The following is a 13,333-nucleotide window of genomic DNA, read 5'->3' on the forward strand; positions in this document are numbered from 1 at the left end:
AGCAGCGCGGCTCAACGTGCCGCCGGCGCGAGGCGCTCGGGGCCGTTGGACTCCGCCCGGTGCAGCTTCGCTCGCAGAGCCTGTTCCGCCCGTGACAGCGGACCCATGGCCGGTGGCGGCGGGACCCCCTGCACCGCCTGGGCCGGGGCGATCGGTGGCTCGTAGTGTGTGGGCGCCGTGCGCAGGGTCAGGGCCGTCGAGCCGATGATCGCGACCGTGAAGGCGATGGCCGCCCGTGTCCAGAACACGTTCCGGCGTTCGCCGACCGTCCGCACCGTGGGCGGCCTGGCGGCGCGCAGATGCTCCCTGGAGGCCAGTTCCAGCAGTCGTCGGTGCAGTGCGGCGGGGGCGGCCAGTTCCGGGACCTGCTCGGCCACGGCTGCCCGCGCGCGGGTCAGCCGGCCGGCCGCGGCCGGGGTGCTCGCCTCCGTCTCCGCCGCCGTCTCCGGCAGGTCGAGGCCGACGCCGTCGTACAGGATGAGCGTGCGCCGGTACGAGGGCGGGAGCTTCAGCAGCGCGTGCAGCAGCGCCCGGTCGGCCGGGTCGGTGGGCGGGGGTTCGGGGGACCGGTAGCGCGGGCGGAAGGAGTGCCATGGGGAGAGGGCGTACTCGTAGGCCATCGCCCGGACCCAGCCGCCGGGGTCCCGGTCCTGGGCCACCTCCGGCCAACGCTGCCAGGCGAGTTGGAAGGCCCGCTCCACGGCCTCCCGGGCCAGCTCCCGGCGCCCGGTGAGCAGGTACGTCTGGCGTACGAGGGCGGGGGCGCAGAACGCGTAGAGCGCGTCGAAGGTCTGAGCGGGAGTCAGGACTTCACCGGTCAGGAGGCGGGCGTACGCCTCGCCCTCCCGGCCGCTCGGGATGCTGCGCCCTCTCTCCCACGAGCGGACCGTGGCCCGGCTGACGCCCACCTGCGTGGCGACCTGAGCCTGAGTCAGCGAGCGGGACTCGCGCAGCTGTCGGCGTTCCTGCGGCGGTGGCAGCGAGCCGGCGGGGATCTCCGTCACAGTACCTCACCCCTTCGTACGAAAATGTACATAAACATATATTGGGCGACACATCGGTAGTTCCGCTGTTACGACGGGAAAGCGCGTGTCGTTGGGAGCATGGCGGGCGTGACGCTGATGACCGCTCGCCGACCGCCGTTGTCGCTGCTGCTGCACGGGATGCGCGACCGCTCGCCCGGGCTGGGCGCAAGCCTGCTGGGCGGTGCGGTCGCCGCCGGGCTCGGGATCGGCTCGCTCGCCGTGCTCGTCCTGGGGCTGTGGATCAGCTCGCCGTACCCCGACAGCGGGCCGGCCGGCGCGCTGCACATCGCCGCCGCTCTGTGGCTGCTGGCGCACGGCGTCGAACTGGTCCGCACCGACACGCTCTCCGGCGCTCCCCAGCCGGTCGGCGTGACCCCGCTGCTGCTGCTCGCACTGCCGGTGTGGCTGCTGTACCGGGCGGCGCGGGACGCGACGGACGCGTCCGCCGAACCCGACGCGCCGCCACCGGTCCCGGCGCACACGGTGTGGACGGGGGTGGTCCTCGGCTACCTCGGCGTCGGCGTCGCGGCCGCGCTGTACTGCTCGGGCGGCGAACTGCGTCCCGTGTGGGGCGGGGTGACGGCATGTCTGCCGCTCGTCGCGGCGAGCGCGGCGGGGGCGGGGGTGTGGTCGGCGAACGGCCGCCCGCGCGAGCCCGTGCTCGGTGTGCTGCTGATGCTGCCGGGGTCGGTGCGGCGGCTGCTGTTCGGGTCGGACGCGCGGGCGCGGCTGGGTACGGCCGTACGGGCCGCGCTGGCCGGGACGACGGTGCTCTTCGGGGGCGGGTCGCTGCTGCTCGGCGTCTCGCTGGTCCTGCACGGCGCGGCCGCCCGTGCCTCCTTCCTGCAGCTGACGGAGGGCTGGACCGGCAGGTTCGCCGTCCTGCTGCTCGGCATCGCGCTGATCCCCAACGCGGCGGTGTGGTCGGCCTCCTATGCCCTCGGCCCCGGCTTCGCCCTCGGCACCGGGCACCTGGTGCACCCGCTCGCCTCGAACCCTGCCCCGCTGCTGCCCCCGTTCCCGCTGCTCGCGGCGGTACCGGACGCGGGCGCCGGAACGCCGCTGAACTGGACGGCGGGAGTGGTGCCGGTGGCGGCCGGGGTGACGGTCGCCTGGTTCGTGGGGCGGGGGGCCGTGGGGCGCCTGGAGGCGGAGGCGCAGGGGGAGCCGCGAGCGCCCTGGTCGGCCGGGCGGACCGCAGGAGTGCTCCTGCTGTCGGCGCTCCTGTGCGGAGCGATCCTCGCCCTTCTCGCCGCGCTGGCCGGCGGCCCACTGGGCGTGGCAGCGATGGCCCATTTCGGCCCGTTGTGGTGGCAGAGCGGGGGAGCGGCCGCGCTCTGGCTCACGGTGACGGGGATGCCGGTGGCGCTGACGGTACGGGCGTGGCGGCTGTGGGGACGGCGGGCGCGGGGCACGGTTCCGGCGCAGGGGACGGAGCCGGGGCGCAGGCGGCCGACGGACACGGGGAAGAAGGCGGCGAACAAGGCGGCGGGGGAGGAAGCGAAGGCGACGGCCGAGGAGGCCGTGAAGGGGGCGGCCGAGGAGTCCGCGAAGGGTTCTCCACAGGCCGCAGCGAAGGAGCAGGCGGACGAAACGCGGGGGAAGCCGACCAAGGCGGGGAAGGCGCCGAAGACCCGGGCCCACCAGGAGGACCCACCGTCCCCCCTCACCCAGCCCGACGAGGACGAGAGGTACGACGTCCTGCCCGCCGCCGACCCGTTCCCCTCGGCCTGGCACGACGATGTCGCCCGAGCCACCCGCTGGGCAGCCCTGCGAGCAGCGTCGACACCCTTGGACTCGCCCGGCTCACCCACCGACCAGCCCGCCGCACCCAGCTGGCCAGCCCTGCAAGAACCGTCACGCCCGCCGTTCGCGCCCGCCCCGGTGGCGGAGCCTTCGCCGCCGCCGGTAGACCGCTCACCCGCACCGGATCCGTCGCCCGCGCGGGTCGACCACTCACACCCGCCGGAGCCCTCGTCCCCGCCGGTCGCGCCCGCGCCGGTGTCGGAGCCCCCGGCTCCCGCGGACGCTCTTCACCAACCCGCCGAACTCCCCGACCCGGAAGCCCCCCGCTGAGCCCCCGACTCGCAAGCCACTTGCCGAAGCCCCGCCGGGGCTAGTCGTTCCCGACCCGCAGCCAGTCCCGCAGTTGCTCGTTCTCGGGCAGCAGTTGCTCGCAGGACAGTTTGGCCTCGTGGGTCAGGGCGTCGCCGACGCAGGTGTAGTAGTCGCGGTAGGCCAACTGCACCGCGAAGCTCGTGGCCACCAGGGCGAGGGCCAGGGAGGCCGTGACCAGGCCGCCGATCGCCGCGTTGGCTTGCGGGCGGGGGCCCGGGGCGGGCGCCGGGGTGTTCGGGTCGGCGGGGCGGGGCTTGGCGCGCAGGGCGCTGATGCCCCAGTACAGGGCCAGCGCGCCCAGCAGCAGGGCCACGTAGGGCCAGCTGAAGAGGGCGAAGAAGACGGCCCACATGCCGGACAGGAGTGCGTAGCGCGCCCGGCGCTGGGCCGGGTCCGTCGGGTCCCAGCGCATGCCGGAGCCGGTCGGGCCGCCCGGGCCCTCGGGGCCGCGGCCGGGCCGGTCGCCGAAGCCACCGGGGGAGCGGCCGGGCTGGCGGTCGCTCCACTGGGTGCCCCAGGGGGAACCGCCCCCGGAGCCCGAGGAGCCCTCGGGGTGGCGCGGCTGCCACGGCTTGTCGGGGGTGCCCTCCGGCGGCGGCGCGAACGGGTTGTCGTCCTGCTGCTCGCTGCCGCGCCCGTCGCCGTCCCGCCCGCCCTGGGGTGCCTGGGGCGGCGAGGCCGGCCGCTCACGCAGCAGCACGGCGCCTCGCTCGCCTCCCTGGGCCGGGCGCGGGGGGAACGTGAGGAGTCGCAGGCTGCGATCGGGCATCAAAAGAGCGTCTTCCCCTAGGCGAATACGGCGGTCCGACGTGAGCTTCCACCTCGTGAAACGCACCGCACGACGACCGCGTTCCCGAGGCTGCTCCTTCGTGATTCCTTCCGAACGCTACCTTCCGGCCACGCCCCCGTCCCGAGGGGGCCTTCCGGAGTGCCGGTATCGTTGCTGACGGTCGGCCGCTTCGTAGACTTCCCCGTATCCGGGGGCGCGAAGCATTCGTACGACTGTACAAACGCCGGCCGGACACAACGCTTCCCCGAGAAAGGGCCCCACCGTGGCCGCCACCCCCGCTGGCCAAGCGGTCAAGCGCCTCGTCGTGCTGGTCTCCGGATCCGGCACCAACCTGCAGGCGCTCCTGGACGAGATCGAGCGCATCGGAGCCGAGTCGTACGGCGCGCGGATCGTCGCCGTCGGGGCCGACCGCACCGGCATCGAGGGGCTCGCCCGCGCCGAGCGGGCCGGGCTGGCGACCTTCGTGTGCCGGGTGAAGGACTTCGAGACGCGCGAGGAGTGGGACGCCGCCCTGGCCGAGGCCGTGGCCGCGCACGAACCCGACCTCGTGGTCTCCGCCGGGTTCATGAAGATCGTCGGGAAGGAATTCCTCGCGCGGTTCGGCGGGCGGTTCGTCAACACGCACCCCGCCCTGCTGCCCAGTTTTCCCGGGGCCCACGGCGCGCGGGACGCGCTCGCGTACGGCGTCAGGGTCACCGGCTGCACCGTCCACTTCGTCGACGACGGCGTCGACACCGGGCCGATCATCGCTCAGGGCGTGGTCGAGGTCCGGGACGAGGACGACGAGAGCGCGCTGCACGAGCGCATCAAGGAAGTCGAGCGAAGGCTGCTCGTCGAGGTCGTGGGGCGGCTCGCCCGCAACGGCTATCGCATTGAGGGACGAAAGGTAGTTATCCAGTGACCGCCACCGCCGAGAGCACCAAGCGGCCCATTCGCCGGGCGCTCGTCAGCGTCTACGACAAGACCGGGCTCGAAGACCTCGCGCGCGGGCTGCACGAGGCAGGTGTCGAGCTCGTCTCCACCGGGTCCACGGCCGGCCGTATCGCCGCCGCCGGTGTCCCCGTGACCAAGGTCGAGGAGCTGACCGGCTTCCCCGAGTGCCTGGACGGCCGGGTCAAGACCCTGCACCCCAGGGTGCACGCGGGCATCCTCGCCGACCTGCGTCTGGACAGCCACCGCGAGCAGCTCGCCGAGCTGGGTGTCGAGCCGTTCGACCTGGTCGTCGTGAACCTCTACCCGTTCCGGGAGACCGTCGCCTCCGGCGCCTCGCCCGACGAGTGCGTGGAGCAGATCGACATCGGCGGCCCGTCGATGGTCCGTGCCGCCGCCAAGAACCACCCCTCCGTCGCCGTGGTCACCAGCCCGGAGCGGTACGCCGACGTCCTCGCCGCGGTCGCGGTCGGCGGCTTCGACCTCGCCACCCGCAAGCGGCTGGCGGCCGAGGCCTTCCAGCACACGGCCGCCTACGACGTGGCCGTGGCCTCCTGGTTCGCGTCCGCGTACGCGCCCGTCGACGACTCTTCGTTCCCCGACTTCCTGGGCGCCACCTGGGAGCGCGAGAACACCCTGCGCTACGGCGAGAACCCGCACCAGCCCGCCGCCCTGTACGTCGACGCCGCCGGCGCCGGTCTGGCCCAGGCCGAGCAGCTGCACGGCAAGGAGATGTCGTACAACAACTACACGGACACGGACGCCGCCCGCCGTGCCGCGTACGACCACGACGAGCCGTGTGTCGCGATCATCAAGCACGCCAACCCCTGCGGCATCGCGGTCGGCGCGGACGTCGCCGAGGCGCACCGCAAGGCGCACGCCTGTGACCCGCTGTCCGCGTTCGGCGGGGTCATCGCCGTGAACCGTCCGGTCAGCCGGGAGATGGCCGAGCAGGTCGCGGAGATCTTCACCGAGGTCATCGTCGCGCCCGACTACGAGGAGGGGGCCCTGGAGGCCCTCACCAAGAAGAAGAACATCCGGGTCCTGAAGGCCCCGAACGGCCCGGCCAACCCGGTCGAGGTCAAGCCGATCGACGGCGGCGTGCTGCTGCAGGAGACCGACCGGCTCCAGGCCGAGGGCGACGACCCGGCCAACTGGACGCTGGCGACCGGAGAGGCGCTCTCCGGCGACGAGCTGGCCGAGCTGGCCTTCGCCTGGCGGGCCTGCCGCGCGGTGAAGTCCAACGCGATCCTGCTCGCCAAGGACGGCGCCTCGGTCGGCGTGGGCATGGGCCAGGTCAACCGGGTCGACTCCGCGAAGCTGGCGGTCGAGCGGGCCGGTGTCGAGCGCGCCCAGGGCTCGTACGCCGCTTCGGACGCGTTCTTCCCGTTCCCGGACGGCCTGGAGGTCCTGACCGCGGCGGGCGTCAAGGCCGTGGTCCAGCCGGGCGGTTCGGTCCGTGACGAGCTGGTCGTGGAGGCCGCGAAGAAGGCGGGCGTCACCATGTACTTCACGGGCACGCGCCACTTCTTCCACTGATCCCGCAGGGTCACGCAAAGCGGCCTCCGGCTCCCCTCGCAGGGGGCCGGAGGCCGCTTTCCGTTCAGGCGCTCAGCTCGGTTCGAGCGGATGGCGCTCAGCTCAGTTCGAGCGGATGACGATCGAGCCGCAGACCTTGTCGGCGAACGTCTGACGCTTGGCGTCCCAGGCCGGCCACAGGTAGCCGAGGTAGCAGGGCAGGCCGTCCAGGATGTGGGCCAGCTGGCGCACGAACGCCATGCCGCCGCCGAGCGGCTGCCCGGTCTCCTCCTTGAGCGTGCGGATGCCCAGCGCCTTCTTGCCGACGGTCTGGCCGGTCTTGCCCTCCATGATGATCTGCCAGACGAACAGGCCGATCAGGGCGAGGAAGCCGATGATGGCGAGGATCGGGGCGTTCTTGGCACCCGCGACCGCGATGCCGTAGGGCACCGCGTACAGAAGGCTGTCGAGCAGGCGGGCCAGGAAGCGCTGTCCCCAGTTCGCGTACGTCGGCTGCATGCCGTAGCCGGCCTGCTGCGGGTAGCCCGGGTATCCGCCCTGGGGTGCCTGCGGGTAGCCGTAGCCCTGCTGCGGCGGGACGCCCTGCGGGGCCTGCGGGTAGCCGGGCTGCTGCGGGTAGCCGTAGCCCTGCTGTGGATCCTGCGGCTGACCGTACGGGTTGTTGGGCGAGCCGAAACTCATGGCGGATTTCCTCCGTTGACACTGCGGGGACGACGCGGAAGGAACGGAGGAACGTCAGGATCTGAGCGGTTTGCCCCCCAACCGGACCGCGATACTGCGCCGCTCATGGTTGTAGGAAAGGCCGATTGTTGTCCAGCCGGATTCGCAAGGTGTTGTGCAAGTGCAACATCGTCGATCAAGCACGGGGCGCGGGGAACCGGCCCAGGCAGCCCCGGATTGGAACAGGGACCGGGTCATCCGCGAGGATGGTGTCATGACCGCCCAGATTCTCGATGGCAAGGCCACCGCAGCCGCGATCAAGTCCGATCTGACCGCCCGCGTGGCGGCGCTGAAGGAGAAGGGCGTCACGCCCGGCCTCGGCACGATCCTGGTCGGGGACGACCCCGGCAGCCAGAAGTACGTCGCCGGCAAGCACCGCGACTGCGCCCAGGTCGGCCTCGCCTCCATCCAGCGCGAGCTGCCCGCCACGGCCACCCAGGAGGAGATCGAGGCGGTCGTCCGGGAGCTGAACGAGGACCCGGCCTGCACCGGCTACATCGTCCAACTCCCGCTGCCCAAGGGCATCGACGAGAACCGCATCCTGGAGATGATGGACCCGGCCAAGGACGCGGACGGCCTGCACCCGATGAACCTCGGGCGTCTCGTCCTGAACGAGCCGGCGCCGCTGCCCTGCACCCCCAACGGTATCCTGACCCTGCTGCGCCGCCACGGCGTCGAGATCAAGGGCGCCGAGGTCGTGGTGGTCGGCCGGGGCGTGACCATCGGCCGCCCGATGCCGCTGCTGCTCACCCGGCGCAGCGAGAACGCCACCGTGACCCAGTGCCACACCGGCACCCGTGACCTGTCCGCGCACCTCAAGCGGGCCGACATCATCATCGCCGCGGCCGGTGTCCCGCACCTGATCCGCGCCGAGGACGTCAAGCCGGGCGCGGCCGTCCTGGACGTCGGCGTCTCCCGCAACGCCGAAGGCAAGATCGTCGGTGACGTCCACCCGGACGTGGCCGAGGTGGCCGCCTGGATCTCCCCGAACCCGGGCGGTGTGGGCCCGATGACCCGGGCGCAGCTGCTGGTCAACGTGGTCGAGGCGGCGGAGCGCAGTGCCGGCTGAGGACACCCACTCCAGCACCGGGCCGGCTGCCCCCGACGCCGACGGGCACCCGAGGCGGACCACGCGCCGCTTCCCGCGGTTCACCAGGGACACCGCCCGCCCGGAGGGCGGCGGCCGGGCCGCCCCCGGCAACGCTCCGGCGCCCGCCCGGCAGTGGCCGCTGCTCGCCGTCGTCTGCCTGGTGGCCATCGGCCTGCTGGTGATCACACTGGACGCGCTCCGCCCGGGGACGCTGCTCATCGGCGTCGCGCTGCTGGGCGGCGCGGTGCTGCGCTGGCTGCTGCCGGGCGTCGGCATGCTCGCCGTGCGCTCCCGCTTCACGGACGTCGCCACCTACGGCGTCCTGGGTCTGGTGATCGTCCTGTTGGCGTTGATGATCCAGCCCGACCCGCTGCTGAAGCTCTCGTTCCTGAAGGACATCCTGCACTTCACGGTCAAGTAGCGGGTCCGGTACGGCCGCAGGCCCGCGCCTTCCCGGAGGGCGCGGGCGGAACGGCGACCCGTCCCCTCCCCCGAGCAAGGACGAGCCGCCGTCGGGATCCAGCCTCCCCTCCATGAACTGCCTGTTCAACGGCTGTCCGTGCGCTGTGGCACGGAAGTGACCGTTCCGCTACGGTGTCCGCGCACTGCCACATGTGTGCCCGCCGTGTCGATGTGTTGACAGTTCGGGAACACGTCACGAGGGCCCCGCGGAACCGGGCTAACGTGTCCAAGGTGTCCAATCGGGACGGTCCGGTGGACTGTGGGGCGGTCGGCGTGCGACGGTGCACAACCGGCGGGAGCGATGCTCCTGTGCGCCCCCACTCCGGGAACTGGGATCCTTAGTCAGCGCATCCCTGTGGGTAGTCAGAGGGGGCCGCGCCGGGGGGACCGGACCGGCGCGAGGGTCACGTGCGGGGAACGGCGCGGGGAACCATCAGCACCAACCGGGGGGAATGAGGGGGGAAGCAATGCCTCGATGGAAAGCCTTGCCGGACGAGCTGGATCCGCAGATCAAGGAGTTCACCAGCCAGGTGCGGCGCCTCGTGGACCGCAGCGGCCTGAGCATCGCGGCGCTGGCCGACCGGACCGGCTACAGCAAGACGTCCTGGGAGCGTTACCTGGGCGGCCGGCTGCTCGCACCCAAGGGCGCGGTCGTCGCGCTCGCCGAGGTCACCGGCACCAACCCGGTCCATCTCACCACCATGTGGGAGCTGGCCGAACGCGCCTGGAGCCGCGCGGAGATGCGGCACGACCGGACCATGGAGCAGATTCGTATCGCCCAGGCACGCGCCGCGCTCGGGGAGTTCGGGGCGGCCGAGGCCGAGGGCGCGAGCGGCACCAAGACGGCCGGCAGAGGCACCGGCACCACCGTGGCCCCGGGCATCGCCGGCCCGGCGGGCGTCTCACCGACGATCCCGTCGCAGCCGACGGCGTCGGACGCCGACGAGCGGGAGAACGCGGACCGGGATGCGGCCCCCGAGGTCAACTCCTGGGGACTGGCGGGCTATGAGGGTCCGTCGAAGACGAGCCGCCGGCCCGGTGCCCCGGCCGGTGGCGGTTCCGACGCGCGTCCCGCGTCCCCGCCGGACGGCCCGGGCTGGACCCCGGGCACCCCGAACCCGTACGACGGGCAGCCGCAGGCTGCGCGGCCCGACGGCGGCACCCCCGGCAAGGGGGCCGGGCGCAAGGGGCGGCTGACCATGTTCCTCGCGGGCGTCGTCGGTGTCCTCGTCGTCGTCGCGGCCGTCTACTTCTTCACCAACCAGGGCAACGGCGCCAAGCACGAGGGCGCCGCCAAGTCGCCGTCCCCGACCGCCAGCAGCAACCCCAGCCTGCCCGTCGGGGTCAAGTGCAGCGGGGCCGCCTGCAACGGCAAGGACGCGGAGGCGATGGGCTGCAGCGGTGACCTGGTGACCACCGCCAAGACCGCCACCGTCGGCACCACCACCCTGGAGGTCCGCTACAGCAAGACCTGTGGCGCCGCCTGGGGACGGATCACCGGCGCCGCCCAGGGCGACCAGGTCCAGGTCTCCGCGGGCAAACTCCGCCAGACGGGTGACATCACCACCGTCGGCGACACCATCGCCTACACGCCGATGGTCGCCGTGAAGGACGCGGCCGAGGCCAAGGCCTGCGCGACCCTCGCCTCCGGGCGGAAGGGGTGCACGAAGTAGGACGCGAGGGTCCGCCGGGCAGGCCGCGAGGGCGCGTTCGGCAGGCTCCGGAAGTGCGGGGCGAACCAATTCGGGTGGAATTCCGGGGACGGACGCATGGGTCGCCGGATCCTGGGCACGCGAACGGTACCCCCACGGGAGTCCGGCCAGCCGGTACCCCCCACGGCGGCCGCCCTTCCCTCCTCTCCCGGACGGGCGGCCGCCCCTTCCTGAATCACGAGTCCGACTTGTGGGCTGAGCCACACGGCCCCGGACGTCTCGCATGCCGGATGCGCGATAGCCTGACCGCTGGATTCTCTTGACGCCAAGAGATCGATCATCCGCCGGGGCAGTGACGCCCCACCGCCAGCTGTCATACGGAGAACGCCATGACCCGCACTCCCGTGAACGTCACCGTCACCGGCGCGGCCGGCCAGATCGGTTACGCCCTGCTCTTCCGCATCGCCTCCGGCCAGCTGCTCGGCGCGGACGTGCCGGTCAAGCTGCGCCTCCTGGAGATCACCCCGGCACTCAAGGCCGCCGAGGGCACGGCCATGGAGCTGGACGACTGTGCGTTCCCGCTGCTGCAGGGCATCGACATCACGGACGACCCGAACGTCGCCTTCGACGGCGCCAACGTAGCCCTCCTGGTCGGTGCCCGCCCCCGCACCAAGGGCATGGAGCGCGGTGACCTGCTGGAGGCCAACGGCGGCATCTTCAAGCCGCAGGGCAAGGCCATCAACGACCACGCCGCGGACGACATCAAGGTTCTCGTCGTCGGCAACCCGGCCAACACCAACGCGCTCATCGCGCAGGCCGCCGCGCCGGACGTCCCGGCCGAGCGCTTCACCGCGATGACCCGCCTGGACCACAACCGCGCGCTGACCCAGCTCGCGAAGAAGACGGGCTCGACGGTCGCCGACATCAAGCGCCTGACCATCTGGGGCAACCACTCCGCCACCCAGTACCCGGACATCTTCCACGCCACGGTCGCCGGCAAGAACGCCGCCGAGGTCGTCGGCGACGAGAAGTGGCTGGCCGAGGACTTCATCCCGACCGTCGCCAAGCGCGGTGCCGCGATCATCGAGGCCCGTGGCGCGTCCTCCGCCGCCTCCGCCGCCAACGCCGCCATCGACCACGTGTACACGTGGGTCAACGGCACCGCCGAGGGCGACTGGACCTCCATGGGTATCCCGTCGGACGGCTCCTACGGCGTCCCGGAGGGCCTGATCTCCTCCTTCCCGGTCACCACCAAGGACGGCAAGTACGAGATCGTCCAGGGCCTGGACATCAACGAGTTCTCCCGCGCCCGCATCGATGCCTCCGTCAAGGAGCTCACGGAGGAGCGCGACGCGGTCCGCTCCCTGGGCCTCATCTGAGGCTGCCTCCGGCGGATTCGCCGCGAGCCTGTGCGGGCCCTGTTCCGGTTTCGTCCGGAGCGGGGCCCGCGCCCGTTTTCGCCGTTACTGTCAAAAGCAGGGCAGGGAAGGGTGATTCGGGGGGTTCGTGATGAGCGGCTGGAGCGGATGGAACGGCCCGGAGGGTTACGGCGAGCAGGGTTCCGGTCCGGAACTCGGGCCCGGGGCCGAGTACGGACCCGGCGAGGAGAGAGGCCGGGCGGCCTGGACCGCCGACGAGCCGCCGACCCCGCCGCCGTGGGCTTCGGCCCAGACCCAGTCGGCCGCGCTCCCACTGCCTCCGCCCTGGGCGTCCGCGGAGACCAGTACGGCCCCGGTGCCGCCGCCTCCGCCGCAGCCCTGGGCTGCCGCCCCCGCCCGTACCGACGGCCCGGTCCCCTCGCCGTCGTACGCCCCCGCGCCTCGCCGTGTGCACGGCGGCCGGCTGGTCGCCCTGGTCGTCGCCATGGCGCTGGTCGGGGCCGGCTCCGGCTTCGGCGTCTGGTACCTCGGCCGGGACCGCGCCGGCAGCGGCACCCCGTCGGCATCCGCTCCGGCCACCGGCGTCACGGTCACCGCCTCGGCCTCCACTACGCCGCGGACGCCGGCCGCGTCGCCGCCGCCCGCGTCGCGGCAACTCCCCGCCGGCTACCGCCTCGTCCACGACCCCGTCGGCTACACCCTCGCCGTCCCCGAGGGTTGGACCCGGCGGCAGAAGCAGGGGGAGAAGGCGACCGTGGTGTTCTACGACTCCCCGTCCGACGGCCGCCAGTTGCAGATCTTCGAGCTGGCCGAGTCCACCGTGACCGAGTCCCTGGACCTCGCCGAGAACGACCCGGGCTACGGCTACTCCCACGAGCCCGGCTACCAGGCCCTCACCCGCAGCTCCGGCGACTCCTGGGCCGAGCTGTCGTACCGCTACGACGATCCGGACAAGGGCGCCCGCCGCGTCGTCGACCACCGCTTCCGCGCGACCGGCGGCACGCTGTACGCGATCCGCTCCAGCGGCCCGGAACGCCTGTCCGAGGCCCGCGTGCGCGCTCCGCTCACGACGGCACTGGCTTCGTTCTGCCTGACTGGGGCGTCCTGCTCGTAGGAGGTGGGAGCGGCCCTGTCCGGGTGGCCGGCTGTGGCAGCGCGGGTGCGGTGCGGGGTGCCGTTCCGTCGATCCCCGCGGGCGCGCGCTTCCTTCTGGCCGGCGGGGCGTCTTACCCGTAGGGGGCGGGAGCTGCCTGGGCAGGGTGGTGCGGGTTCCCGGTTCGGGTGGCCGGCCGTGGCTGCGCTGGTGGGGTGCCGTGTCCCGTAAGCCCTCAAGAGCGGCGGGGCAGTGCCGGTTCCCGGTCCGTGGGGCTCTTCGGGGCCGGGCCGGTGGCGGGGCGGGTGCCGTAGGTCGTGGTCACCAGGGCCGTTGCCAGGACCACCAGGGCCACCGTGCGCAGGGCCGGGCCCATGCCGTGGATGAGGTCGGGGTGGGCGGACAGCACGGTTCCGGTGACGGCGACGGCGCCGGTCTCGCGGGCGGTGGTGCCCAGGCCCGAGCCGAGGCCCGCCTGGTGGGCGGGGAGTGAGGTGACGACGCCGAGGGTCAGGGCGGGCATGGACAGGCCGGT

12 protein-coding genes are annotated in these 13,333 nt (G+C 72.9%); 8 read left to right on the forward strand and 4 right to left on the reverse strand.

What is annotated here, in order from left to right; all coding sequences use genetic code 11:
• Positions 1–11 precede the first annotated feature (11 nt).
• Positions 12–1,004 carry a helix-turn-helix domain-containing protein gene (locus ACIF83_RS26810; protein ID WP_399730630.1) on the reverse strand — a complete coding sequence of 331 codons (993 nt, stop codon included), beginning with the start codon at positions 1,002–1,004 and terminating at the stop codon, positions 12–14.
• Between the two features lie 99 nt (positions 1,005–1,103).
• Between ACIF83_RS26810 and ACIF83_RS26815 the strand changes: the two genes are divergently transcribed.
• The gene (locus ACIF83_RS26815; protein WP_399730633.1) at positions 1,104–3,101 is read left to right on the forward strand and encodes a DUF6350 family protein; all 1,998 of its coding nucleotides are present in this window, start codon (positions 1,104–1,106) and stop codon (positions 3,099–3,101) included.
• A gap of 40 nt (positions 3,102–3,141) precedes the next feature.
• Here the strand turns inward: ACIF83_RS26815 and ACIF83_RS26820 are convergent, their stop codons facing one another.
• Positions 3,142–3,912, reverse strand: coding sequence for a hypothetical protein (locus tag ACIF83_RS26820; protein WP_399730636.1), 771 nt, complete (start codon positions 3,910–3,912; stop codon positions 3,142–3,144).
• Positions 3,913–4,195: 283 nt separating this feature from the next.
• On the opposite strand from ACIF83_RS26820, the gene purN reads away from it, so the two are divergent.
• Positions 4,196–4,834 (forward strand): phosphoribosylglycinamide formyltransferase, encoded by a 639-nt coding sequence (purN, locus tag ACIF83_RS26825; protein WP_399730639.1) that lies wholly within the window; start codon positions 4,196–4,198, stop codon positions 4,832–4,834.
• Positions 4,831–6,402, forward strand: coding sequence for a bifunctional phosphoribosylaminoimidazolecarboxamide formyltransferase/IMP cyclohydrolase (purH, locus tag ACIF83_RS26830; protein WP_393467824.1), 1,572 nt, complete (start codon positions 4,831–4,833; stop codon positions 6,400–6,402). Before purN ends, purH begins: the two co-directional genes overlap by 4 nt.
• A 102-nt stretch (positions 6,403–6,504) precedes the next feature.
• Here the strand turns inward: purH and ACIF83_RS26835 are convergent, their stop codons facing one another.
• Positions 6,505–7,083, reverse strand: a complete 579-nt coding sequence (locus ACIF83_RS26835) for an RDD family protein (protein WP_393467827.1) — start codon at positions 7,081–7,083, stop codon at positions 6,505–6,507.
• Between the two features lie 253 nt (positions 7,084–7,336).
• Here ACIF83_RS26835 and ACIF83_RS26840 point away from each other — a divergent pair, with 253 nt between their 5' ends.
• From ACIF83_RS26840 to ACIF83_RS26860, 5 genes are all read left to right on the forward strand, one after another.
• Positions 7,337–8,191, forward strand: coding sequence for a bifunctional methylenetetrahydrofolate dehydrogenase/methenyltetrahydrofolate cyclohydrolase (locus ACIF83_RS26840; protein ID WP_399730642.1), 855 nt, complete (start codon positions 7,337–7,339; stop codon positions 8,189–8,191).
• Complete coding sequence (locus ACIF83_RS26845) at positions 8,181–8,633, forward strand: DUF3017 domain-containing protein (protein ID WP_393467832.1); 453 nt, start codon at positions 8,181–8,183, stop codon at positions 8,631–8,633. The genes ACIF83_RS26840 and ACIF83_RS26845 overlap by 11 nt, the downstream gene beginning before the upstream one ends.
• A 526-nt stretch (positions 8,634–9,159) precedes the next feature.
• Positions 9,160–10,347 (forward strand): DUF2690 domain-containing protein, encoded by a 1,188-nt coding sequence (locus tag ACIF83_RS26850; protein ID WP_399730646.1) that lies wholly within the window; start codon positions 9,160–9,162, stop codon positions 10,345–10,347.
• Between the two features lie 368 nt (positions 10,348–10,715).
• Positions 10,716–11,705 carry a malate dehydrogenase gene (locus ACIF83_RS26855; RefSeq protein ID WP_393467838.1) on the forward strand — a complete coding sequence of 330 codons (990 nt, stop codon included), beginning with the start codon at positions 10,716–10,718 and terminating at the stop codon, positions 11,703–11,705.
• Positions 11,706–11,835: 130 nt separating this feature from the next.
• Complete coding sequence (locus ACIF83_RS26860; RefSeq protein ID WP_393467840.1) at positions 11,836–12,819, forward strand: hypothetical protein; 984 nt, start codon at positions 11,836–11,838, stop codon at positions 12,817–12,819.
• Between the two features lie 214 nt (positions 12,820–13,033).
• Here the strand turns inward: ACIF83_RS26860 and ACIF83_RS26865 are convergent, their stop codons facing one another.
• Entirely contained in the window at positions 13,034–13,321 is a 288-nt protein-coding gene (locus ACIF83_RS26865; RefSeq protein WP_399730650.1) for a hypothetical protein, read from the reverse strand.
• Positions 13,322–13,333: the final 12 nt, after the last annotated feature.

It is taken from the genome of Streptomyces sp. NPDC085866 (genome assembly GCF_044541035.1).
GTDB lineage: Bacteria > Actinomycetota > Actinomycetes > Streptomycetales > Streptomycetaceae > Streptomyces.

Excerpts from the sequence above, each read along its gene's own strand:
- ACIF83_RS26815 (WP_399730633.1), top strand. The coding sequence starts at position 1,104 with ATGGCGGGCGTGACGCTGATGACCGCTCGCCGACCGCCGTTGTCGCTG.
- ACIF83_RS26820 (WP_399730636.1), bottom strand. The coding sequence starts at position 3,912 with ATGCCCGATCGCAGCCTGCGACTCCTCACGTTCCCCCCGCGCCCGGCC.
- ACIF83_RS26835 (WP_393467827.1), bottom strand. The coding sequence starts at position 7,083 with ATGAGTTTCGGCTCGCCCAACAACCCGTACGGTCAGCCGCAGGATCCA.
- ACIF83_RS26840 (WP_399730642.1), top strand. The coding sequence starts at position 7,337 with ATGACCGCCCAGATTCTCGATGGCAAGGCCACCGCAGCCGCGATCAAG.
- ACIF83_RS26855 (WP_393467838.1), top strand. The coding sequence starts at position 10,716 with ATGACCCGCACTCCCGTGAACGTCACCGTCACCGGCGCGGCCGGCCAG.
- ACIF83_RS26860 (WP_393467840.1), top strand. The coding sequence starts at position 11,836 with ATGAGCGGCTGGAGCGGATGGAACGGCCCGGAGGGTTACGGCGAGCAG.
- ACIF83_RS26865 (WP_399730650.1), bottom strand. The coding sequence starts at position 13,321 with ATGCCCGCCCTGACCCTCGGCGTCGTCACCTCACTCCCCGCCCACCAG.